The sequence below is a fragment of the Candidatus Viridilinea mediisalina genome (assembly GCF_002532535.1).
Taxonomy (GTDB): Bacteria; Chloroflexota; Chloroflexia; order Chloroflexales; family Chloroflexaceae; genus Viridilinea; species Viridilinea mediisalina.
Map to the genome: position 1 here is coordinate 1 of NZ_NQWI01000015.1, position 23,204 is coordinate 23,204.

General features: G+C 56.6%; 25 protein-coding genes and 1 pseudogene. 3 read left to right on the top strand and 23 right to left on the bottom strand.

Features of this window, described 5'->3' with window-relative positions; translation table 11 throughout:
* Nucleotides 1-340 precede the first annotated feature (340 nt).
* Both CJ255_RS24815 and CJ255_RS05120 read right to left on the bottom strand, forming a co-directional pair.
* A complete protein-coding gene (locus CJ255_RS24815) occupies nucleotides 341-559 on the bottom strand; it encodes an HNH endonuclease signature motif containing protein (protein WP_217352403.1) in 219 nt (72 codons plus the stop codon).
* A complete protein-coding gene (locus CJ255_RS05120; RefSeq protein ID WP_097643017.1) occupies nucleotides 556-795 on the bottom strand; it encodes a hypothetical protein in 240 nt (79 codons plus the stop codon). Before CJ255_RS05120 ends, CJ255_RS24815 begins: the two co-directional genes overlap by 4 nt.
* A gap of 253 nt (nucleotides 796-1,048) precedes the next feature.
* Here CJ255_RS05120 and CJ255_RS05125 point away from each other — a divergent pair, with 253 nt between their 5' ends.
* From CJ255_RS05125 to CJ255_RS05135, 3 genes are all read left to right on the top strand, one after another.
* A complete protein-coding gene (locus CJ255_RS05125) occupies nucleotides 1,049-1,384 on the top strand; it encodes a hypothetical protein (RefSeq protein ID WP_097643018.1) in 336 nt (111 codons plus the stop codon).
* A 46-nt stretch (nucleotides 1,385-1,430) separates the two neighbouring features.
* Nucleotides 1,431-1,796: a type II toxin-antitoxin system VapC family toxin gene (locus CJ255_RS05130; RefSeq protein ID WP_097643019.1), complete on the top strand. Its 366-nt coding sequence runs from the start codon at nucleotides 1,431-1,433 to the stop codon at nucleotides 1,794-1,796.
* A 116-nt stretch (nucleotides 1,797-1,912) separates the two neighbouring features.
* Complete coding sequence (locus tag CJ255_RS05135) at nucleotides 1,913-4,243, top strand: WYL domain-containing transcriptional regulator (protein WP_097643020.1); 2,331 nt, start codon at nucleotides 1,913-1,915, stop codon at nucleotides 4,241-4,243.
* A 65-nt stretch (nucleotides 4,244-4,308) separates the two neighbouring features.
* On the opposite strand, the gene cas2 is transcribed toward CJ255_RS05135, so the two are convergent.
* The 21 genes and pseudogenes from cas2 to cas6 all read right to left on the bottom strand — a co-directional run bounded on the left by cas2 (nucleotide 4,309) and on the right by cas6 (nucleotide 23,125).
* Nucleotides 4,309-4,584 carry a CRISPR-associated endonuclease Cas2 gene (gene cas2, locus CJ255_RS05140; RefSeq protein ID WP_097643021.1) on the bottom strand — a complete coding sequence of 92 codons (276 nt, stop codon included), beginning with the start codon at nucleotides 4,582-4,584 and terminating at the stop codon, nucleotides 4,309-4,311.
* 70 nt (nucleotides 4,585-4,654) lie between these two features.
* On the bottom strand, nucleotides 4,655-5,353 hold the full coding sequence (locus CJ255_RS05145; RefSeq protein ID WP_097643022.1) for a CRISPR-associated endonuclease Cas1: 699 nt from the start codon (nucleotides 5,351-5,353) through the stop codon (nucleotides 4,655-4,657).
* 10 nt (nucleotides 5,354-5,363) lie between these two features.
* Nucleotides 5,364-5,549 carry a hypothetical protein gene (locus CJ255_RS24345; RefSeq protein WP_097643023.1) on the bottom strand — a complete coding sequence of 62 codons (186 nt, stop codon included), beginning with the start codon at nucleotides 5,547-5,549 and terminating at the stop codon, nucleotides 5,364-5,366.
* A 303-nt stretch (nucleotides 5,550-5,852) separates the two neighbouring features.
* Nucleotides 5,853-6,236, bottom strand: coding sequence for a CRISPR-associated protein Csx15 (gene csx15, locus CJ255_RS05155; protein WP_245863205.1), 384 nt, complete (start codon nucleotides 6,234-6,236; stop codon nucleotides 5,853-5,855).
* 19 nt (nucleotides 6,237-6,255) lie between these two features.
* A complete protein-coding gene (locus CJ255_RS05160) occupies nucleotides 6,256-7,818 on the bottom strand; it encodes a class I SAM-dependent methyltransferase (RefSeq protein WP_097643024.1) in 1,563 nt (520 codons plus the stop codon).
* Between the two features lie 5 nt (nucleotides 7,819-7,823).
* Complete coding sequence (locus CJ255_RS05165) at nucleotides 7,824-8,477, bottom strand: type II restriction-modification system restriction endonuclease (RefSeq protein WP_097643025.1); 654 nt, start codon at nucleotides 8,475-8,477, stop codon at nucleotides 7,824-7,826.
* A gap of 130 nt (nucleotides 8,478-8,607) precedes the next feature.
* Entirely contained in the window at nucleotides 8,608-9,360 is a 753-nt protein-coding gene (locus CJ255_RS05170; RefSeq protein ID WP_097643026.1) for a hypothetical protein, read from the bottom strand.
* A gap of 20 nt (nucleotides 9,361-9,380) precedes the next feature.
* Nucleotides 9,381-10,409 (bottom strand): helix-turn-helix transcriptional regulator, encoded by a 1,029-nt coding sequence (locus CJ255_RS05175; RefSeq protein ID WP_097643027.1) that lies wholly within the window; start codon nucleotides 10,407-10,409, stop codon nucleotides 9,381-9,383.
* A gap of 122 nt (nucleotides 10,410-10,531) precedes the next feature.
* Entirely contained in the window at nucleotides 10,532-10,948 is a 417-nt protein-coding gene (locus CJ255_RS05180) for a hypothetical protein (RefSeq protein ID WP_097643028.1), read from the bottom strand.
* A 57-nt stretch (nucleotides 10,949-11,005) separates the two neighbouring features.
* The gene (locus CJ255_RS23355; protein WP_165774577.1) at nucleotides 11,006-11,179 is read right to left on the bottom strand and encodes a hypothetical protein; all 174 of its coding nucleotides are present in this window, start codon (nucleotides 11,177-11,179) and stop codon (nucleotides 11,006-11,008) included.
* Between the two features lie 139 nt (nucleotides 11,180-11,318).
* A pseudogene (locus tag CJ255_RS05185) lies at nucleotides 11,319-12,443 on the bottom strand (ATP-binding protein); the annotation flags it as partial.
* A gap of 173 nt (nucleotides 12,444-12,616) precedes the next feature.
* Complete coding sequence (locus CJ255_RS05190; protein ID WP_097643030.1) at nucleotides 12,617-12,940, bottom strand: nucleotidyltransferase family protein; 324 nt, start codon at nucleotides 12,938-12,940, stop codon at nucleotides 12,617-12,619.
* A gap of 427 nt (nucleotides 12,941-13,367) precedes the next feature.
* Complete coding sequence (locus CJ255_RS05195; protein ID WP_097643031.1) at nucleotides 13,368-14,342, bottom strand: RAMP superfamily CRISPR-associated protein; 975 nt, start codon at nucleotides 14,340-14,342, stop codon at nucleotides 13,368-13,370.
* A 101-nt stretch (nucleotides 14,343-14,443) separates the two neighbouring features.
* Nucleotides 14,444-14,923, bottom strand: a complete 480-nt coding sequence (locus CJ255_RS05200; protein ID WP_097643032.1) for a hypothetical protein — start codon at nucleotides 14,921-14,923, stop codon at nucleotides 14,444-14,446.
* Nucleotides 14,920-15,966 (bottom strand): RAMP superfamily CRISPR-associated protein, encoded by a 1,047-nt coding sequence (locus tag CJ255_RS05205; protein WP_097643033.1) that lies wholly within the window; start codon nucleotides 15,964-15,966, stop codon nucleotides 14,920-14,922. Before CJ255_RS05205 ends, CJ255_RS05200 begins: the two co-directional genes overlap by 4 nt.
* A 246-nt stretch (nucleotides 15,967-16,212) precedes the next feature.
* Nucleotides 16,213-17,016 (bottom strand): type III CRISPR-associated RAMP protein Csx7, encoded by an 804-nt coding sequence (gene csx7 / locus CJ255_RS05210; protein WP_097643034.1) that lies wholly within the window; start codon nucleotides 17,014-17,016, stop codon nucleotides 16,213-16,215.
* Nucleotides 17,013-17,657, bottom strand: a complete 645-nt coding sequence (locus CJ255_RS05215; protein WP_097643035.1) for a hypothetical protein — start codon at nucleotides 17,655-17,657, stop codon at nucleotides 17,013-17,015. The genes csx7 and CJ255_RS05215 overlap by 4 nt, the downstream gene beginning before the upstream one ends.
* Nucleotides 17,658-17,888: 231 nt before the next feature.
* Complete coding sequence (locus CJ255_RS05220; RefSeq protein ID WP_097643036.1) at nucleotides 17,889-19,037, bottom strand: type III-B CRISPR module-associated Cmr3 family protein; 1,149 nt, start codon at nucleotides 19,035-19,037, stop codon at nucleotides 17,889-17,891.
* Nucleotides 19,034-19,714 carry an RAMP superfamily CRISPR-associated protein gene (locus tag CJ255_RS05225; protein WP_097643037.1) on the bottom strand — a complete coding sequence of 227 codons (681 nt, stop codon included), beginning with the start codon at nucleotides 19,712-19,714 and terminating at the stop codon, nucleotides 19,034-19,036. The genes CJ255_RS05220 and CJ255_RS05225 overlap by 4 nt, the downstream gene beginning before the upstream one ends.
* Before the next feature lie 13 nt (nucleotides 19,715-19,727).
* A complete protein-coding gene (locus CJ255_RS05230; RefSeq protein WP_097643038.1) occupies nucleotides 19,728-21,980 on the bottom strand; it encodes a Cas10/Cmr2 second palm domain-containing protein in 2,253 nt (750 codons plus the stop codon).
* 122 nt (nucleotides 21,981-22,102) lie between these two features.
* Nucleotides 22,103-23,125, bottom strand: coding sequence for a CRISPR system precrRNA processing endoribonuclease RAMP protein Cas6 (cas6, locus tag CJ255_RS05235; RefSeq protein ID WP_097643039.1), 1,023 nt, complete (start codon nucleotides 23,123-23,125; stop codon nucleotides 22,103-22,105).
* Nucleotides 23,126-23,204 lie beyond the last annotated feature (79 nt).

Below are 23,204 nucleotides of genomic sequence, written 5' to 3' on the forward strand. Positions count from 1 at the left end.
TGGCCGCGGCCACCGCCCGCGCACGCCGCCGCCGAACCGCCGCGAGACGGGCAGTGGGGGGATTATGCAACAGTCTCCTTCATAGCGGGGCAGTAGATCGAAGGATTGGCTAGGGCTCTGGAGAGCTCTAGACCACGAGGTTTCAAACCCCTTCATAGCGGGGCAGTAGATCGAAGAGGGTCGCACCAGATACACTATGGTTTCAGGCGATTGGTAAGCGCAAAACGCTGCTTGGTGAATGACCGTGTATACTGTTGCGATTTCGTGAATCTGGTAAAATCGTGTCGCCATGATCAACTGAGCGCAGTATAGCAGGTGTTTGAGCGGGATGCAAGGGCTTTCAGATATCGATGCCATCAACGAAATGATAGCGACGACCGTTGCAGCGATGACAGGCAAGCGCAAGGTTCTCTTCTTCGTCAGTGCCACCCAACGATTGAGGGAGAAGGTGGTCGAAGGTAAAGAGCGCAGCGCTGGCTTCTTCAGATGAGTGGCAGTATTCGCACAAGAAGCGAGCGCGTCTACGAATGCGTTGACGCAGAGCCTGGTTGATGGTCATGACTCAGCAATGATGCGTGCATTCATTAAGGTGAAAATCCGATCAAGTTCAGTCAGTCCTGCCAATTCTGTCGTCTCTTCTGGCGTCAACAGGTAGTTCTTTTGGCGTTCAATGAGCATCTCGAGCCGTGTTTGCAGGTCATGGTTAAACGTAAAGAGCTTGAGTCCGCGAATTTTGCGCAGTTCTATCCCTGTTTCAATCCAAGAGGAGGGCTGAACCATTGTTTGTGTGACCATGAGCGGATACTTCTTTGTAGGGGATGGTTGCATCTTGCGGCGAACAGACGTTGAGCATGGTTATTGTAGCACAAGGGCGGGACATGCTAGAATGGGGTACAGCATGGATTAGGTGCGTATCGGAGGGTGAACCACGATGACGATGGCGGTGTCCTACAACCCCGCCGGGAAGGGGGAACTGCGGGGGAACCAGGTTCCCCCGCACCCCCTACCTACACATTTTGGTCACACCCAAAACCAAACGAGGTGAACCATGACGGCTACAGTGGCGCAGGTGCTTACCCTGGTGCGGCAATTAAGCCCCCGTGAGCAACTAGAACTCATCCAAACATTGGCTGCTTTGGCTCAAGAAACACTAGATTCTCAATCAAATAATGTGCTTGACGTAGAATCTGATCCAATGTTGGAAATCATTGGTGCGTATGCTCATGATATTCCACTCATTGACGATATTGCACCAAGTGCAGATCCAGATCTCTATATCACAGCCGAGGCGCTGGGTTCAAAAGCGGCTGAGTTGCACGCATGGGAGATTGCTCCAGCGCGCTACATGCGCGGGCATGATGGCCGACCGCTACGCAAAGGGTGAGTCGTGACGCAATTGATGATTGACTCAGGGGCTCTGCTGGCGTTGATTGATCGGCAAGATCAGCATCACGCTGCGGCAGCCCGCTTTTTTTCATGCCCAGAGCGCCGTATTCTATGTCGTTCCAGAAACGATTTTTGCCGAAACCATGACGCTTACTAAGGCGCGTTTAGGTGCGTCGGCTGCGATTACCCTTGGTGAGCGTATGCTGCAGAGCCGAAATTTTCGCCTCCTAGCACTGAGTGAGCTTGACCGCCAGCAGACTTGGAACATCTTCACACGCTACCGCGATAAAGCTTGGAGTTATGTTGATTGCTCGGTGCTGGCTGTGGCACGTCGCTTGAAGATCGTAGAGGTATTTGCTTTTGATCAACACTTCGATCAAATGGTTGAATTACGCCGCTTGCCAAACTAGAGCTATCGTTCGTCAGTTACTGTTTTTGGAACCTCCGGGATGGTGGGAGGGGGTTTTCGGGGAGGGCTTCGCCCTCCCCGAAGCCCTCCCCGCTACTATTATAGAGGCGACAATCCATGCAAACCTGGGCGCTCCTGCTGGCGCAAACGCCGCCGACGTTGCAACGTCTGATTGCGGCAGCCCAACGGATTAGTCTGCCACGGGGCTGTTCGGCTGCCGAGCGCTTGGCCCGTCTGCGGGCGGCGCTCTGTCGCCGTGCTGCTGTGCAGCGCCTCTATTTTTTGCTGACGCCCGAGGAGCAGGCGGCGGTGCAGGCGTTGCGTGTACTGCGTGGCGGGCTGGATGCGCCCACGTTGGCGTTGCGCTTGGGGCCGCTTCGTGCGCTGAGTGCGCTCGCTGCCGACCGTGAACCCCGTTCGCTCAGCGAGCGTCTGTTGCTCTTGGGGTGGCTCTTGCCCCGCCCAGCGTTGCGCCAGCGCCCGCCACGCTACCTCGTTCCCGCTGAGTTGCGTCGTTGGTTGCCGACGCCGCTGCCACCTACGCCCGCCACACTGCTACCGTTGGTTGCGGCACCTCCTGACGCGCGGCCCGCAGCAGGAGCGCAGTCGCTCGCGTCGCTGGAGGCGCAGGTGCCTGCCGTCTGGGCGACTACGGCGCTGCTGGTGGCGGCTGCGCTGCATCCGCTGCCGCTGCAATCCGCTGGCCACCCTACGACCGCTGCGTTACGGCTGCTCGCTCCCCGTTTGGCCCCCCTTGCGCCGCCCCAGGCGGAGGCGCTGGTGGTTTGGTTGCTGCCGCTGCTGGGCGATTTGGGACTTTTTATGGCTACTGGCACGGCGGTGCTGCCGAGTCCGGCGGCGGGCCGTTTCTTGGCCCAGACGCCGGCGCAACGACGGCATCTGCTGACCAATGCCTGGCTGCGCGCTCCGCGCCCCGATCCCTGGTTCGCTGCGCTGCGTGTGAACCGCCGTGGCCTCGATTGGCCCGCGTTGCGCCGCCGCCTCTTGGCCTGGGCCACCGCGTTGCCCCCCTATCTGCCGCAAGACCCGCGTCAAAGTTATGCACTACTGGCCGCCGCACTTGGCCCGCTTGCCGATGCGGATACCCACGGCTTTTGTGCGTCGCCCCGCCGCGCGCCCTGGTTGCCTCATCGTGCGGTTGATGTCTGGGCGGCAGCATGGCATGGCCCGTTGCATTGGCTTGGCGCAACAACGCAGGCGCAGTCGGTCGCTACCCCCCAGCCACACGCTCTGGCAGAGCATGGTGATGCGGCATCGCCGATGCCTGCTTCCCAACCGAGTGCGTCAGCATGGCGTTGCCTTGCTGCTGGAGAGGGGGCAGATGCGGCCTTTGTGATCGCGGTGGATGATGATGTGGACGATGCCGATCAGTTGACGTTGGCCCCTTTTGTGGCCTTTCTTGCCCGTGAAGGGGCCACGACCTGCTATCAACTCACAGCAGAGACGTTGGCCCTCGGGCGATCACGCGGCCACGACGCGGCCCCGCTCTTGGTGCTGTTGCGCCAACGTTGTGCGGCGCTCCCCGCGACGTTGGCGCAACTCTTTGCGCCAACGGGCGATCTGCAACTGCTCACCGCGACGCTCTTGTTGAGTGGCCGTCCCGCCGATCTGCGCCTGGCACTGCGCCGTCGGGCGGTGCGCCAGACGATCCAGGCGCAGTTGGCCCCCGGCGTGGCGCTCGTCAAGCCCGCTGCGGTCACCGCGCTCTGCCACGCCTTGGCGCGCGATGGCCGAGCGGTTGTCGCCCCGCCGCCGCCCGCGCCAGAACCAACGCTACTCGCGCTGCGTCCCGATGAGGTGGCAACGCTCCTCGTGGCGGCGCACTTTTACCAGACGCATGCGCCGCGTGGGGCACCACTCGGGCCACCTAGCGATCTCATCGCTCGCCTACGGGCCAGCCTGCCCCCCGATCTGCTGGCCCGTAGCGACGCGGCGTTGGCCGCGCTAGGCAGCGCAGCCCCGTGGCAGCCAAACAGTGATGATGCGGCGGTTGATGCGCCTGGGCATGAAGGAATGGTGGAGCAGGCGCAAACAGATGCCCCACCCACCATCGCCAGCCTACTCAGCCAACTGCAGACCGCCATCCGCCGCCGCCAAGCGGTTGTGCTCTGCTACCAAGGAGCGCAAGCAGCCATAGCACGTCAGCGGGTGGTGCGCCCGCTCCGCATCGAACGCCACGCCCGCTGGTGGTATTTGCACGCCTACTGCCTCAGCGCCCAGGCCGAGCGCTGCTTCCGCCTCGATCGTGTGCAGAGCATCAGTATGACCGCAACCACAGTCTCATCGCGGCGGCCCCCCGGCCCGCGCACCCGCCCGGTAACCCCAACCCGACCACACAAGCCACGGCGCGCCACGCAGGGCTTCTTCACCACCCCACCCGATCCCGCCCCAGGCCACCCCTTGGTGCGTGTCTGGTTGGCGGAGTGATGAGTGACGTAGCCCTCCGGCAAGGGGGTGTGAGGGAACCTGGTTCCCTCACACCCCCTTGCCAGTCACACCAACCAATGAGTCGGCTCCGTCGTTACACGGCCAATGCCGTAAATGGCAATGCGTTGCACCGCATCGGCATCGAGACGGTAGCAGCGTATGCTGTCGGTATTGCGATCAATGAGGGCTAAGAGTTGGCGGGTGAGATTGATTAGTTCGGTCGGATTGAGTTGACACTCGAAGACGCTGTACTGTACTCGCTGCCCGTAGCCCTTGAGCAGCTTCATGACTTTGGTGCGTCGTTTGTCGTTGACGATGTCGTAGCTGATGATGGTGAACATGATTTCATACTTTCATGTTGCAATGAGGCTGGGAAGATGCGAGAGAACCAGGTCTCCTCGCGCCCCCTTCTTAGTACTCCGCCTGCTCACCGCGCACGATGCGGGCGACCGCCTGGGCTTGGAGTAGGACTACCCGGCGCATTGGCGTCTGTTCGCCGCTTGCGAGGCGCGTCGGGGCGCTCATGGCCGCTTCGTAGCGTTCGACCAGCAGCGCCCGCCCGGTTGCATCAAGGTAGACCGCGTCGGGGCGGTGGGCTGGGCGCTCAAACTGATCACGACGCAATGCGCCTGCCTTTAAGAGTTCCAGCACCAGACGATCAATCACCAACGGGCGAAACTCCTCCATCATATCGAGCGCCAACGAAGGGCGTCCCGCTTCGACGACATAGAGACGGCAGCCATAGGAACAATCGAGAAAGAGGGGTTCAAAGAGCGGCTGCAACACCTGCTGCACGGCACGCTGGGCCACCCGATCACGGATGGCGAGGATGGCAATCGCCCGTTCGCCGCCACTCGCCTTGGGAATAGTGACGTGGCGGGCAGGCAACGGGCGATAGCTCCCCGTCTGCAACTCCTCAGCCAAACCACGCATCTGATTGAGCCAATCGGCCTCAAAATCGCGCACCGTCATCGCATCAAACCCGGCACTCCGCGCACGACGCGCCACATGAATGTTACCCCGCACCCGTCGCCAAGCGAGGGTCAGATTCTCAACACTCACCACCTGGTCGAGCAGCGGCGGGCCGCTATAGGGGGGAAAGATGGGCATGGGGGTCTCCTCAATGGGTGAGGTAGGCCAACCCGACAAGGCCAGCGGCGATGACAAGAAACACGCTCGACAAACAGCCGCGCAAAAGCCAACAGAGCGAGAAGCGCGGCAGACGTATACGGCCCACATCAAACGTCAGACTAAGCATGCCAAGCGTGGCAAAGAGTATGGCCGGCGTGATGAGACACCAGAACATCACACACCTCCTTCGCAATCGTAACTACGCTAGAAGAGCAATGGTTTGCCAAGACGTATCAACAAAAAAGGACTATGCTGGTAACTCCAGCATAGTCCCTCGATACGTCACATATGTAGTTATTCCCCTGCTTTTTTGCGCTATGACAAGGTTTCAGGCTACTTTACAGTTCAACAGTATTCAGCGCATCCTGATGCTTCATGCCTGTATCCAATATCCAGTATCCTGTATCCTTGTCTGTGGCGATAAAGTCGCCACAGCGCAAAAAAGCAGGAGGGCAGATGTTTTGCCTCGCCCAAACGCCTACCGCCGCATCCTTGCCGCATCACGCACCGTTTGCAGATTGAGCAACTCGGCGATCTCATAGCGCGTTGGCAAACTATCGGCTACCGGGCGCACATGGAGCAGCGTCGGGAAGTTGCCGCAGCGCCCGTGGATTTCGGCAAGCAGCGCCAAGGCAACGGGGGCTAAGGCGGGCGGATTCAGTACGAATGGCGTTGTCTGCCACGCCGTGCTACTCAGTTCAGCCAGATCAGCAAGCTCACACGCCACCTCTGCTAACGGGCGCGTGCGATCCACATGGGTCGCCAGGTTACGCACCACGAGGGGCGCAGCAAGCATGGCGCCGAGTTGCGCCTCCTGCTCTGCCGTGAGCGGGTGGCTATAGTTGAGGAGGAGGATGGTCATAGCGATCTGTCCTTCCTTGTCACTCATTGTTGGCATTATACGGTTCTTCGGTCTCTAACAATCGTAATTGATCTACGTTCTTAGCCGCTGTTCTCTCACTTCTTTTAAGTACAAACGAAATATACACATCTTCCTGACCATATGCACGAGCCAAGCTACGTAGATTTAATTTTTTAAGAACATCTATGGTGATAGGACGCTTATCTTCCCAAAAAATCAATGAATTATAAAATGTTGTAGCAAGTTCGGAACGTAATAAGCATGCTATAAATTCAGCTTCTGCTTGTGAAAAACACGACAGAAAGTAGACAGTGTCATCAAAAACAACAGGCTTTCCTGCTACCGGCCCCACTATGACAAACGCTAATCGCTTATAAAAGCCAGAGATTGCTACTTTCCAATCTGTAAATGCGTAATCACCCACACCAAATATTGAAAAATCCGGTCTGTTTCTATAAACAGAACTACCCCGCTTTATGAAGGAACGGCGATGCGAATGAAGATATTCCCATGTTTTTGGTGCCAACGCTTCTATCTTCTTCGTATCCTCACCAATACATTTTTGTGTCACGAGAAGCCATTTTCTGACCGTTGCAACACGATTGTTGCCAACATCAGAACTCTTGAGCAGCGGAAAAAGAAACTCATCTTCAATGTCTACGATGGCATTACCGCCTGCTATGAAGCCCTGTGATGAGCGATCCAATTCCATAACCTTAGCACAATCATGCTTAATTCCAGATCGCCATATGTAATTTGTGTCACCACCCAGAAGATGGGCTAGTTCATCATACGTCGCAATATTGGGGATCATTGTTTTATTACGATAACCAATAAAACTTTCTGGTTGCAAAGAAGACAGACTGGCAAAGAACTGGCAAAGATGATCTGAAACTCCTTGATTAATGTTAATTATCAGAAGACATGCATCTACTGAAGCATTGAAATGTTTCTTTGCATCAATACGAAAAATTTTCGCGCTACTTATTCGTTTATTTTTATTCCAGGCCGCCAGCAAAACCTTTCTCGCAACCATTGTCTTACATAACATGGCAATTGTGCCATGTCTTGATTGCAACCATTCTATATTCTGTAATAACATCCACTCAGATATATCAAAATTACTCTTACCCATAAGAGCTTCCCAACCAGCATAACCCTGAAAATTGGACTTTTCTGGTACATTAGCACTCTGTATTGCACCTAAATCCGAACTAGTGACCCAGGGAGGATTACCAAGGATGAGTATTGGTTCAACGAGTTGATCAATGATCGAAGACCATTGAGTGATAAAAAAATCGGTATTGATGCAAGTAACAGAAATTGAAATATTCTCTAACTCAATCTGTTTTTGTAATACTTCAAGATATTGTTTGTTAATATCTGCCCCTATAGCATGCTCAACATTATGAAAAACACGAAGAGCATGAATAAGTAAATTTCCTTTACCACATGTTGGCTCAATAATTGAGAAAGGATTGATACCATAACGACGTAGTGTAGTTACAACCTCCATTGCTAATGCACTAGGGGTTTGAAAATCACCGAATTCCCAAATCGTTTTTGATTTTCTTGCAATCATTGATACTATCTCACTCGGTAGATGCCTTCAATAAGACCAGCTTGCTGTAGCACGCGACCATATTGAAGACGCCATTGCAATGCGTTGGAGACGGTAAGATAGCCAAGTAGCGGTGGACTCTTCATGATCTCTTCAGCCAAATTCTTGGCTGCTATCTCGTCAACAGGTAAGTTCTTGTCTTGCATAAATGCAACCAAATCTTCAATGTTTCCTTCGCGTTCTAAAATTTCTAAGATACCTCTGGTCATCTGATAATCTGCTGTTCTGCCCTCGTCGACAAAGACAACATGTTTTATGTCTAAACGACTTGTACGTTGAGCATGATCGTCAATCTTCTGATATACAAAAATCAATAGATGATAACCTAGCCCATAAATTTTCTGACGAGCAGATTTGAATGGACTAGAAGATTGTGGTTGCGTGATACTTGTTACTTTGACATCAGTGTTCATTTCTGGAAAATCAATTCCAGAGGCTGAATTTCCTTGTTCATATACATAAAGGGTTGCAAGATAGAATTTGAATTTATGCTCTATATAAGTTCCAACGGCTTTGCCATCTGTTACGCCATATAGAGACGATTCATCGCATATACTTTGTGTCTGAGAAAAGTGAGACGCTTCTCGCATTAAAGTTTCGATAGTAAGTGTCGATTTCATGTACACTACGCCTTTTGAGGATGCGAGGGAACCTAGTTTCCTCGCGCCCCCAGCCTACACATTGTTACCTTCATTCTAGCATAACCCACCCATCCCCTCTTTCCAGGGTGGTGAGACATCGCACCATAACCTATTTCTCTGGTTGCCGCCATGTGCGATGCACCATAACCTTCATCGGACGGCTCGCATCGGTCATGCGCGGGTTGCCTGCGCGATCGCGGGGGGCCAACCAGTATTGTACGGTGGTATGGGTATCAAGACATGCCAACACAATGCCCACCGTCATTGCTTTGGTGCCCCCGGTAATATCAGCAATCAGAGGCAGCGCATCGTCGTCATTCTGGGCCTTCTTGATGGTTGCCATCACCGTAGCATAGACCTGATCCGCCCCCATCGCATCATCAATCTTGACGAGATGCCAGGTGACATCGTGTTCAATCAGATATTGCTTGAGGTCGCCAAATTTCTCAAGCTCCATCGCTTGGGGCGAGGCCAGGAGCCAGCAGTGGCGGAGCGTGGTATTACGCAAGTGCCACACGATAATATCCAGCTCCGCACCAGGTTTACTCATCCCTACTGGTAAGATTAAACTAGGATGCGGATCTGCTTGTTGATCAGGTGCCACGGGGTTGTGGGCGCTAACTTGGCGTTGTTCATAGGCGCGTAGCAGACGTTGGAAGCTGAACGCCACAAAGGAGAAGATCAGCATCGCACTGATCACCAAGCCAATCAGAAACTGCGGCGTAGCCCCAAAGGTGGCCGTCAACAACTCGTAGATGGCATTGCCAAGAATCGCTAAGGCGATGGAGCCAATCAGAAAGAGCAGCGGGGCGCGCGTCTCGAGGAAGGGGCGAAAGAGCTTGGTTAGTGAGGGTGAATTCATTATGTGGTATATCTTACTCGTCACTCGTCACCAACATGATACATCGCAGCCATACGGCTCACGCTCTCACGCAGCATGGCCACCAACTCTGCTGGCTCGTGAACGACACAATATTCACGGTAGCGCATGAGGATCTGGCGGGCTTGCCAGAGATCGCCACATTCGGCCCGCACCTCGGCGGAGCCGTCGGACAGGAAGTGCGCCTCGCTGGCCGGAAACCAGAGGGCAATATCGCGCTGGCGTGCGACGGCAGGCGTCAGGGTGTAGCGCAGGCGGTAGCGGGGCCGTGGCGGGGCAATGGGGGGTAGGACATCGGGCAGGACGTGCAAGCTATCGGCGACGATGCGGTCGAGCCGGTAGAGCCGGTAGCGCGGTGCAATCGCCGGATCGCCACATTCATGGCTGTAGGCATCTAAATAGTGGTGGCCATCGCGGAAGATCACGCCATACGGTGCGACCCGGTGAAGCACTACGGTCTCTTCGTTGACGAATGAAGAGCGATAGGCAAAGCTGATCTGTTGCCGCCCCACTACCCGACGCAAACGCCGCACCAGATGGGGCTCAACGGAACGCGAGGGACGTGGCAGATCAAGTTGCACCGCGCGGCCAGCAGAGGCGATGGCTGCACGCCGTTCCGCTGGCAAGAGCGCCACGATGCGGTCGAGCAGCGCCGCCACACTGTCTCCATTCGGTAGGCTCTGGTCGTCGAAGGTGCTGAGCAAAAACGCCAGCGCCTCAAGGTCTTCGTTCGGCAGGTCGAGCAGCGCCAGACGCCCGTAGTCATGCATCTGATAACAACCCGCCACGCGGTCGATGCGACAGTCAAACTCGTCACGCAGGGCCGCAAGATCATGGCGCAGCGCTGCCCGCGCATCGGGCGGATAGATATCCTCGACATCATCGCTCTGATTAAAGGCCGCCCGCGTAGCGTCAATCAACGTCGTCGCATCAGCCGGGCCACGCACCAGACGGCGCACCAGAAAAAGACGCCGATGAAAGGTACGCCACGAATCGCGCTTCGTGCCACCACGGCGGCGTGGGGTTGACATAGGGGGACTCCAGAGAGTATGGGAATTGCCGCAAAAGAGCGCAGAGCAACGCAGAGAATCTCACGGTATTGAAACGCTATGCTCGGCTATCAGCTATCGGCTATCGGCTATCGAATTTGGCACTACCCCTTCTTCACCGTGCGCTGCACCTCCAGAATGGTCTTGCCACTCTTGGCTTGGCGCACCGCGACAACCTCAACCTTGGCGCTATCCTTACCAAGCCTAAAGTTAGGCACTCCGGGCCCGCGCTTGAGCACCGCAACCGCCTGGCTCTCGGCGAAGCCGGGGATCTGGATCACAAAGACCTGCTCATCGCCATCCACCACCTTGCCGGTAAAGCCCTCGCCCACCACTGGCAATACTCGCTGCGCCACAGGCGGTGGTGCGGCGTCTGTCTGGCGGCGCGTAGCGGGGGCAAGCTCGCTCTGCCGCACAGGTGCCGTAGCCACGCGGCGCTGAATCGCCTCAGGCACGACCCGGTAGTAGCGCAACAGGCGCAGAGCCCAACCGAGCGTCGGAGCCAACTCAGCGTAGGCCATCCCACCCAGGTGACGCCGACAGATCTGCTGGAGATCGCGGTAGTAGTTGAGCGTCTGCTACGAACGGATCACCACATGGCCATTACTCACCAAAATCTGCAAATAGTCAAAGAAGCGCTTCGCATCGCGCTTCGCCCGCAGATAGGCCAGCGCCTTCTGGGCCTCATTCGGATCAACACCAGCCCCTGCGAGATCAGCAGCCAGCGCTTCGGCAACGGGGAAGTTGGTCATGGGGAAGCCTCGTTATCTGTTGGTGTAAGGGAAGGAAGGAGGAAGGAGGAAGGAGGAAGGAGGAAGGAGGAAGGAGGAAGGAGGAAGGAGGAAGGAGGAAGGAGGAAGGAGGAAACTGTAACGTAGCATGAAGCTACTCCTAAAGATTGAATTCAATGGCATCAAGTATAGGCTCACCTCTATCATCAACTTCCGTGACACCTAAGATTCGACAGATGTTTTGTTTATTTAAGTTGATGTAATGCATAACATCTTCACGATCATCTTCGTATAAATCATAAATTGACCAGCATATTTGAAGATGAAATCGATATAAATCTAGGATATGATGATCTATCTCCAAAGCATCACATCCGCAGTCATATGCCTCTCGCATCTGCTGCTTAAAATCATAAAATCTCATCAGATATAAATACCCTCTAGGCCTGATAAAACCAAGTTCAAAAGCTTTTCTAATCGCATCCTCTGCATCTTGGTAAATCTCATCTATAAGCCCATTGGTATTCATCGAATTAGAAGCCAAAAATTTTATTATATTTGGAATTTTTTCTTCAATTAATTTTACAGCATAATCATAAAATCTCTTTCCAGATCGGGTATTCTGTTGTCGAAAAATTCGCTTTGATTTTAGATAATCTAATGTAAGTTTTTCAATTTTAATATCATCTTCAATAATTGAGAAATCAGATACTTCACCTCGATATCTTTGTTCAGTGATATCTACTTGTAGCTGCTCAATACGCTGTTCAGTCATACTTATCCTACGTTCAAGTAAGTCCATGACACGATTTTCACCAAAAACACGTTGTTTTTCACGTCTAATCGCATCACGTTCTTCTTGAGTTGCGTTAGAAATAGACTCTCCTCGACGAATAAACACGGTTCCTTCATTATATGGCGCTTTTTTTGTCTCTATCTTCTTTGTGGTTTCATGTAGATATGGACTTGGTGGAATAGTAATAACAATGAGCATATGATTGTCAATTGTAATTCTTTCAAGTGATAAATCTGAGATCGGTGGAGAACAAGTGCTGTTTACTTTATCGAGAATTTGTGAGCTTTCAATCTTGACCGCATCACAAGAGTACAAAACCCTTCTTCCATCTTCTTCAGATTTATCTGAAGCACCAATAATAAGATAACCAGGATTTGCTGCATAGTTAATATTTCCGTTGGATAATGCTAAGATATCTTTAATAAATTCACCCCAGTGGCGATCTCTTCCTTCACTATTTAGAGCATAAAATTGCTGCTTGAATTCAACTTTTGGATTCTCACGTCCTCGTAGTAAACGTCACAGTATATTTTCGTTCATGATTGCACCAGTAAATATCTAATGTTAATTGCGGTTGATTTAGGACATCTTATCGTCATGTTAAGCAATTACTAAATTGCTCGATTTTTTGAAGAGCAATTAACATATCGAACAACAATGCTTCATCTCTCCGCATAGATCACCTCAGCAGAATCAAAAATACTATTGCGTCGAATGGGATTGGCGCTTTGCTCAAGCGCTTTGCGGTCAATGATGTCTACATGACGCCCAAAGATCGCTTCGAGCTGATCGCCCATACGCACGAGATCAAAGAGGCTGTAGTCTACATCATCATGAAAGCGCACCAGGAGATCAATATCGCTAGCAGCATGAAAATCGTCGCGGAGCACTGAGCCAAACAGAGCTACCTCAATGATACCCCACTCGCGGCAAAATAGAGATAGTGTATCAAGTGCATTTGCAACAATGGGTGGATAAGTATTCATTGGTAATACACCTCATACCAAAGCCGATAGCTGATAGCCGAGCATGGCATCTCAATGCGCTAGATTGTCATTGGGCATGCGGCATGCTCAATGGTAATTGGTATCAGTCATACAAAGCGGACAGATGACCAGCTAGGTAGGTGCGCACCGTATAGCCGCCAGTGGTATTCCCACGCATCCGATGGTGCGTATCTGGCAGGTCTGAGGGAAGAAGAAGATATTAAGGCAATAGCGCAAAAGTCGCCCTGTGACCAAGAGAATCTTACATCTCACCGCGAAGTACGCGAAGATCGAGTATGGATACCCAAGCAGTTGCTTTTCCTTTGCTCTCTTCGCGCTGAAGAGAGACCCTCGCTGCGCTCAAGCTGACAAGAACCGCGTGACAGCTTTCCTGCTACCTGCTTCCTGCTACCTGCTTCCTGCACCCTCAATAATTCCTCTCCGGACACTCCCGCTCCTCCCTCGGCCAGCGCAGGATCTCGGCGAGCTGTTGCGCCGCTGCGCCGACGATGAGCTTCTCGTTGTGCGCCGCTTCAAGCAGTGGCGCGAGGGCCACCGGCGTCGTTGGTGCGTCGAAGTCGCGGTAGGCTGCTTGCGGCGTGTAGGCGACGAGGTGTGGCTCGCTGATCTCAATGGTGCCTAAGCATGCCGGTTTGGCCCCGCCCAGCTTGGGCCACCATTTGGGTTCGCCTAAGCCCAGCGCTGTGAGCAGCAGCCCGAGTTCGCCCGGCGTCAGGTTCTCGAACGTGAGGCTCAGAGCAAACTCGCTCGCTACGTCGCACGCCTCAAGTGGCAGGTTGCCCTTGGCTAGTTTGCCATGCATGTAGAACTTGCGCCCGTGGGGCCGCCGCCCGTCAAAGTAGGTCTCTACCGACTCGGAGCGTGGGCGGAAGAGTTGCGGTGTCGGCACGATAATGGTGCGCCCCTCCCGCAGTCGGGCGTCGCTGAAGCGCACGAGACCCTGGTAGCCAAGGGTGCCAAACATGTTCTGCACGACATCCACGCCGTCACGTTCAGGGCGCCGCGAGGGCTGGTAGTCGCGCTCGATCTCGCGTGCGCGCGTCACTTGGATGGTGGAATGGCTGATCGCTTCGGCGAGGCTGCGGATGCAGCCTTTGAGCGATGTAGCCGGAATAGCTACCTCGCCGCCGACGCGGAACATGGCCTTCGCGACCGGATAGTCGCGGTTGCGCGGCTGCGGTTCAAGCGTTCCCGAAGCGACATGCAGCGGCGAACGGACGATGATTTTGGCGCTGAAGCTGCCGCTCAGCCGCCCTGCGTGGTAGCGCTGGTGGCCCGCTGGCGGTGCGAGCTTGGGCCGAGCATCCGGTAAGGGTACGAAGTCGTAGGGTTTGGGTAGCGGCGGCAGTTGTGGACGCCGCGGTCGATCACGAAAGCTCATAAGGGTTACCTCACGGTGATTCTTTTAGATGGTCTCTCTGGTGCCTCCAAGAATGGTGGGAGGGGTTTTCGGGGAGGGCGTTGCCCTCCCCGCTCCCCTCTCTATGTGGGGTTTTCGGGGAGGGCAACGCCCTCCTCGCTCCCCTCCTGTGAGCGGTAGCGCAGAAATTGCACCGCTCCGTTGGGCGCGTGGTAGAGGCTGTAGCTGATGGATGGACGTTGGCCATCTTGGATAATGGCGCGCTCTGTGGGTGTCTCAACATCCCACCCGGCGGCAAGCGTTGTCGCGCCGTCAATCTTCCGTACGGTCTCAGTCAGTACCAAGACATCGTAGTGTTTTTCGTCGTGGCGTTTCCAGCGCACCTCGGCTTGGCCTGAAAAGGCATGGCCAAAGTCGCCCTTAAGATCGATCTCCGCCCACTGGGTAATGGCGCGCAGGTTGCCCGTGCCAGCCTTGGGCTCAAAGTCCCACTGCGCCGCCCCGCCAAAGCTCCAGCAGGGCGTGCCGACTAGATCGGCGATGAGTGCACGCAGCCGTTCGGCATCAACCGGCACCAGCCGGTAGAGGTAGCCCTTTTTCATAAGCCAAGCTCCTGCCGCCAGGCGGGCATGCAGGCCTGCCAAATGGCCTGCACCTGGTCGTTGCCCTGCGCTTGCAGCTCGACGCCCATCAATGGGTCGGCGCTGTAGGCCAAGCCCTCTGGCATGTTACCCTGATCATGCTCCGGTTTGGGGAGGGCGTAATCCTTGAACTGCGCTTGATCAGCGCAGAGCGCCGCGAGGCCCGCGAGCTTTGTTGCGGCCACGCTGCGCCTGCCGTTCAATAGGCGCAAGTGGCCGTTGGCCAGTTCGCAGGTCGGGTAGGTGATGCGTAGCGTGTCGAAATGCACCTTGACCCGCCCCAAGCCGCGTGATTTGCCAAAACCGATGGCGATCCGCCCTTCGGCTAGATCGCGCAGGGCGAGGCCGAGTAGCCCGAGTTGGGCGAGGGTGACATTCTTGAAGTTGATCTTGGTCTTGAAGGTGCCGCCAATCACCGTCTCATAGTTGAATGGCCCTAGCCCTACCGCTACCGAGCCATAGATACGGTCAATCGCCACACCGTTGCGCTCTTCAAGCTGATCCGGTTTCAGATCGTCGCTGTAGGCGTCGGCAAAGCGTACCCGCCCGGCAAGGCTGGTGTGGCCAAAGATCTGGCTGACCAGCGACGAGCGGCGGTAGATAAGTGCCGTGTCCTTGCTCTTCAATTGCTCGAAGTAGATACCAGATGAGAACGTAATGTCATTACCACCCCTGCGATATTCTTGATACTCCTTCTTCTCAACGAGTGGATTGTCGGCAAGCGGAGGCACAAATTCATCCGTACTGCGGTGTTGCTGGGCATGATCGTAACGTTCTGGGCCATCAAGCGAACGGCAGATGCGCTCGCATTGGGCGCGGATGACTCCTTTGAGCGACGGGCCGGGCAGGTAGACTTGGGCGACACCGTTGCGCCGCGTGCGTACAAATTCCATGTCGGGCCGCGTCGGATCGGCCCCGCCGCTCTCGCCCGCCTTGATCAGGATCGGCCCGTCGGGGGCGATGGTGAAAGCGAGTGTGCCTTCGAGGATGGTTGCTTTATGCATTGTTTTTCTTTGTTTTCCATGAACGGAACCAGAAGGGGGGGCTTTGCGGGGGCCAGGCCCCCGCGCCCCCGCCGGACGGGGGATCTTTGCGGGGGCCAGGCCCCCGCGCCCCCGCCGGACGGGGGATCTTTGCGGGGGCCAGGCCCCCGCGCCCCCGCCGGACGGGGGATCTTTGCGGGGGCCAGGCCCCCGCGCCCCCGCCGGACGAGGCTTCTTGCGGAGGCCAGGCCCCCGCGCCCCAGCGGACTACGCTTCCGTAGCTTGCTCTGCATGAGCAGTCAGCTTGCTGCGTAAGGCGGCTGTCCAAGCCTGCATTTGTGTGGCATCGGGTTCGACTCCACCAGTGCCATCAAGGAGCGCAATGGCTGCGTCGGCATCGCCGGGTTGCAGCGCCACGAAGCGGCGCTGGAGATCGGTGAGTTGCACATAGCCGAGGCCACGCGAACGGAAGCCGCCAAGTTGCACCTCGCCCCGTTCCCAGGGCTGGAGCGCCAGCAAGATCATGCCGAGTTGCCAAGCTTCGGCGTTCTCCATGGTTAAGGCAAAAGCGAAACGCATACCGGCGGGAACCACCTCGTAGTCATAGAGCAGACCCGCCTCAGCCGTCTCGGTGTCACGGTTGAGTGCGACGCCGTTGCGGATCTCGAATTGGCCAAACCAGAGGCTACGATCGACCAACGCATCTTTGAAGAAGATGCGCCCGGCCAGCCAGGGCGCACCGAAGGTCAACTCGATCAGACTAGAGTCGTGCCAGATGACCTCATCAGGTTGTTCAGCGAAACCCTTACGCATCTCGGTTTCAATCTCGCGCACCTGCCCAGGGGCGACGCCGCGCACCAAGGCTTCAAGGCGCGCCCGGAAGGCCCCCTTGAGCGAAGCGCCAGGGATGAAGGGGGCACCGAGGGCATCGCGCAGCACCGGCAGATCATTGCCAATCACGCTGCTATCACGCCCCGCGCCGATGCGTAGCGCCGTGGTTGTCACCAGCCAGCCCTCTATTGTCAGGCGGTTGCGTAGCGCAGCAAAGGAGTAGTTGGCCTCAGTGGTCATAGCTTCACCCCCTGCTTCCGATCTTTGGTCACACGTTGAAGTAGCTTGAGCGCTTCCTGTTGGTACGATTCATCGCGCTCCTTTGCGCTCTTTTCCTGCATCTTTTTGTAGAAATAGAAAGAGCGATTCAGGTAGCCTAGATAGAGCTGGATGAGCTTTGCGTAGGCTTGGTAAAAGAGTTGATCGGCAGCAGCAAGATCTTGCTGTAGCTGTGTATCAATCTGTGCAAGTTTCTGCTCTCTGATCTGCGGCTCAAGTCGTTCTTGAGCCAGCTTTCTCTTTTCTTGAGTCGCGTTATCCTCGATCTTGGTTTTGACATGCTGAATCGCTTCTGTCGCTTGATCCTTGACACTGCCATACAAATCGTTCAGCAGAGTATGACCAAAATCGTTGGGTTTAACACCCCAATCACGCTCTTTACGACCGATCTGGTAGCGAATAAAGTTAGCAATAACCTCAACATGAGGCTGTGCAATAGCGACATTGAGCAAATTGCGGAGTTGATTCTCCTCCATGCTCGTCTTTGAACCCAAGATGAGCATTGTTGCCGTAGCTTGGGCAACCAGCGCATCCATCTGCCGATTGATCGCCTCGTCCAACAACAGTTCACGCCGTAGCGTCTGGGGGTCAAGGATGGTCATTGTTCTCTCCATACCCTGTATGGGGGATGCGCGGGAACCATGTTCCCGCGCGCACCCTTACCTGCATGTGCGCGGGAACCATGTTCCCGCGCGCACTCTTACCTGCATGTGCGCGGGAACCATGTTCCCGCACGCACCCTTACCTGCATGTGCGCGGGAACCATGTTCCCGCGCGCACCCTTACCTGCATGTGCGCGGGAACCATGTTCCCGCGCATCCCCTAGCTACACATTATTGTCTCGCATGAAACTCGTCACAAACTCGCACTTGACCAAAACCTTCGCTGCGCCGTTCACCGATGCCTTCGTGTTGCAGTTGAGCTAGGTTCGCACAGGCTTTGTCATCGAGCGTATGCTCTGCTTGGAAGAGATAAAGGCCGCCCATGCTCACTGCGACCGTGTTGGGCTTGGGACGCTGCCAGAGGGTGTGCCAGCCGCCAACGGGTTTGGTGGTAGTGAAGGAGCGCAACAGGCGTGCTTTGATGCCAGTTGTCTCTTCCAGCGCTGCGGGCGTGAAACTCTGGGTGGGCAACCAGCCATGTTCAAGCAGGATCGCATCAGCGAGCAGGTTGATCGTGAAGATGCTGCACTCGGCGATGGGCCATGTGCATCCGCCCAACCGCTCATAGAATGCAGCTTGCGTTTGGAACCGGCTGGTCAACGCCGCCACCCGCTGGCGCACCGCCGTCGCATTATCTACGGGTGGCGCTTCATGCCGCAGCGCAATGCGTACCGCCCCCAAGCCGCTCGTCTGCCGCCCGCCCAGGTGGGTGATTGCCAGCAGCGCCGCCGTGATCGGCGCAACATCCTCGTTGCGAACCAACAAGCTCCCCAAGAAGCATGTCGGCCTGCGGTCATCCGCAACTTCACTGATCGCCAAGGGTGAATAGAGGCGATTGGCTTGTGCCGTGCCGCGCTCACGGTTGATCGCCACGCGGGTCAAGATGCGCTGCTGCACCTCACGGTAGGCCACGCGGTCGGCGGCATGTGTGTAGAACTTCGTACCCGTCGCTTCGTAGGGCCGTCCATCGTCGTCAGTCGGTGCATAGATCAGCGTCGTGGGTTGCTGATGCTCCCACGCGACACGGGCGACAAGCGTGTCATGTGGTGCAACCCCCTTCTCTGCCCCCTTAGGCTGCATAGCCGTCGCGGGCAGCGGGCGCACCCACGCATCATCGGGGTGGCATGGGTAGGCGTTGTGGCAGCGCAGGCTGCGGAAGCAGGCGGCAGCAAAGCCCTCCTCACCCACCTGCTGCCCCAAGGCGCCATAGATCGCCGCGCCAGGCACATAAGGCAGACTCTTGTTGAACTGCACCCCCGGTTTACGCTCCGGGAAAGCTAACGGGGCGAGGGCTTCGATCTGAAAAGTGAGCAGTTTCATGAGCTATCCCCTCCGCGCTCCAGGCGCGTGCGTAGCGCCGCAAGGAGCGCGTCATCAGCGCAGCGTTGTTCATCCACCTGAACCACCAACGCTGTACTAGCCCAACCCAAGCCCCGCGAGCTGGCACCGCCCCAGCGCGTCGTCAGGCGAGCAGCGGCCCAGAGCAGCGCCGCATGCTCCATGCTCACGATCTGCCCGATGATCGCCCGCTCATTATGGAAACGCAGATACTCTGGCGCAACCTCCTGGAAGGTGAGAAGCTGATCTGCGGCGGTCCCACGGTGGCGGTTGATAGTGACCGAGGGGCGGATCTGGCTGCGGCGCTGCTCTGCCTGGTCGCGTAGCGCCGCGATCTGATCGAGTGGGCCAACGACGCCGGGCAGATCGGCAAAATGGAGCGGCGAACGCTGCTGCGGGCTGCCGAAGAGCGCACGTACCGCCGTTGCCAACTCTTCGCGCGCCGCGCCCGCAAAGGGTGTCGGAATATCCTCGCCCATGCCGCGCAGCAACTGCTCCGCCGCCCAACGCAACTTGCCCTTGAGCTGCGAGCCAGGGATGAGCGGACGGCCCCAACCATCGCGCACAATGCTCTTGTCGGCCAATGTGCCACTGCTGCCGCCCGCGCCCACGCTGAGCGCCGAATGGCTCGTGATGGTCATACTAATCTGTAGTTTCATTTGTTATAGTCTTTTAGATGGTGTTTTTGGTGCCTCGGGGATGGGGTGAGGGGGTTTCGGGGAGGGCGCAGCCCTCCCCGTGCCCCGCCCCTTCAGCATGCTTTGCCTCACCGACTAGAGCAAAATCATAGGCTTCCAACAGATCAGGCCAGATCGTCTCGTGACCATGCCCTGGCCAGATTGACCATGGCGGGGTTGCTACCGATGCCCCTGAGCCGATCTGTCGTCCGTAGCACCAGGCATGCTCAATATGATCAACCAACGCAGTGGCCACCTGCGTCCGCAGCCGTGCGCGGGTGTAGAGGTACTCCATTGTACTGGTGAGGATGCCGCCCTCTGCCGCCGCATCGAGCGTTTGGCGCAGGCGGTAGAGTTGTGAACGGGGCATCCCCGCCTGCTGGAGCGCATGGACGCTCGCCAGTAACCCAGCAAACTCGGCCCATGTGTAGGGGCGGGCGGTGAGACGCCGTTGGCTCGCTTGGTGATCCTGCAATGCCGTCTTGCGAAAGGCCGCAATGTTGTCGCTTACCATCGAGGTAGACTTGAGTACCATAAAGTCTACCGCTCCACCGTAGAAGCGTTCTTGTTTTTGTCCTTGAGAATTAACCTTCTTCGCATGCTCTTTCGCCAGACCCTTCGCTCGCTTCAGCAACTCCTCAACCAGATCGCGCAGGAAGAAGAAGGGCGTACTCTCTTGGGCAATCACCACCCCCGCCGAGAGGCCCACCAGCGGCGCATGGGCTTGGAAGGTTGCCGCAGATTCGTCAGAGCCAGCGTAGCGACTCCGTTCCGCTAGGCGTGCCGGGTCGGGCAGTTTGAAAGCAGGAAACTCCTTTTGAATCTGCTGAAAACGCTCCGTCAACCGCTGCTCAAAGATCTGGGCAATGGTTAGGGCCACGGCAAACGCTCGATCACCAGGCACCACAATAAAGAGATCGTCGCCGCCGATGGCTAAAATCTCAAAGGGATGTTTCCAGACCTTCGCTCTATGTTCCTGATCATACACATAGGCAGGCGTAAGATGTTGGGCCAAACCGTGAAGGACCGCATCTACCGCAATGTCGCTCAGCGTCTGCGACACGCACTGGTAGATCGCTGGGCTAGGCAGGGTTGCCATTAGCCGCCCAATGTTGTTGCCATCGGCGTAGATCAGGCCGATGTAGCGCTTGGGCTCTGATGCGGCACCAATTTGATCAAGATCGTCGGCAGGGGCAATCTCCGTCACCCCCTTTTGGCGCAATGCATCGGCATAGGGCGTCGTGCGCCCCTCTGCGCTACGGAGAAACTCTTTTTCCCACCGTTGGTTCCACGAAACCCTACTCAAGGCTTTAGGCACCTGCCACGGCTGTAAGCTCTGGGCCAGCTTCTCGCTCACCGGTTTGCCCTTCACCGCCCGGCCAGCAGCCAACTTACGCGCCGCAGGCTCACTCAACCGCCGTTCGTCGCTCCCCACTTTTGCTGCGAGCATCGCAGGGCGCACATCGCTACTGGCGCATTTGACATCCCACGGCTGCAGCGCATAGTGGGGCAGGTAGCGCACCTCACCGTGGCTCGCCCGCTCGTCGCGCCGCTGGTTGAACATGGTCGCCAGCAGCGTCACCAGTTCACCAAAGCTCTTCCGATTGAGAAAGCGTTGCTGGTGATCATCTGCCGCCGCACCCTCAGGCAGATAGTAGTAGGTGAAGAGGGCGTCACGGTGCGCTGCATCTGCACAATCGCGCACAAAATCTTCACACCAGTAGGCCAGCGGGTTGCGCCCGAAGCGCAACTCAAGCAGTGAGAAACTGGCGCTCACCGCCGCGCTATTGGCCGTCAACGTCTGTTCGGTATAGCAGCGTTCCACTGCGGTCGCAAGCGTCGGCCCCAGTGCCGCTGGCGCAAACGCGAGGAACGAACCGCCACTCGCATAAATGATACAGGGATGGGAAGCAGTGGCCAACTCCGGCATCGGCAGATGCTGCTGCCAGAGATCATTCACCCCCACCTCATTCACCCAATCGAGCAGCGCACTCGCGCCGCGGATTTCGGGCAATTTCGGCGCTTCAAAGACATAACCCTTAATCTTGGTTGCCCCGCCATAGACGAGCGCCACTTGGCTGTTAGCGCCCGCCACTTCCGTAATACGCTCCTGCATCCGCTGCAACATAGCACGATCCAGCGGCGTCGGCATAGCCAACACCTCAGCCACCAGATCAACTAACGGTTGCGTTGGTAGCTGCGGGTAGGTCAGACAACGTGCAATGACATTGGGAAAATCAGTAGCCAACTCTGTGCCTCCATATAGGAAATAGGAAGTAGGGGGTAGAAGATGGGACTGAACACTGCCCCCCCGCCTCCCCGCATCCCCGCCTCCCCGCCTCCCGCATCTCACTCTACCACCCCACCCCGTCACAAATGCGACAGATGAAGCCATCCGTGGCCAAAGACACACGCTTTACCGACGTGGAGCAGTGCTGCCGCCAACAGCACCGCCCGCACCTCCACGGGAACGTTGCGTAACGTGGCGCTCCCCACCAAGCCGCCCATTTTCATCGAGCGCTGCCCGCCCCCCCGCGTACTCGTGCGCTCCCAATCCACCCAACGCAGATCACTCTGCTCGACACGCACGCGGCGCGCCGCCTCCACCACGGGCCGATAGTCTGCCGCCCACGGCCCCTGGCCGTGAAAGGTCGCCAAGGCGTTGAGCCGCCAACATGCCGCCTGCACCAACACCCCGAGATCGAGCCGATCCAGCAATGCCCCCTGCGCCTTGAGGCGCAGCGGCGTCAAGAGTTCCAACCGCAGATCCGCCGCCAACTCAGTCGCCCGGCTCGGCAGCTCGGCGAGGTTCAGCAACGGCAGATCGGCGCAGTTCAAAACTCGACCCTCTTCATAGATCACCACACCGGGCTGTGCCACATCCTGAACGGGTCGCATACCATCTGCACCCAAGGGGGCAACCACCGCCACGCGCTCCAGGCGCGCCTTGGCACGATCACGCCCCAAGCCAGCAGCAGCGAAACCGGCCAAGCCATGTAGAAAATAGGGCAGAAAATCGATGCCTCGCCCCATCAACACCAAGCCAAAATCCAATGGCGCATCAGCCGCATAAAAGCGCTGCGTAGGCGGGGGCGGTTCAAGCACAAAGGGACGCGGCACGTCACGCAAATCGTGCAGATGCTTTACCCCCTCGGGGTGGGGTGTCTCGAAGACCCAGCGATAGGGACAGAGCAATGTTGCCGTACACGCTTCGGCACGCCCCCAACACGCGGAAGCGCACGCGGCGCGTTGGAAGGCATAGCCAAAGCCACCACGTAACAGCGCTCCAATGAAGATCGGCAGATGTACCGCTTCCAGCAAGCGCAACCGCACCCGCGCAGATAACAGGGTGAGCGGCGGAAAGACCAGCGACGACACATGCGCTTGAAGCATAGATGTATTCGTTCTCTTTTCGTTGCTCCACATAGTGGAGCATACCATATGCATAAACGAAAAACCACCCGCATTTTGT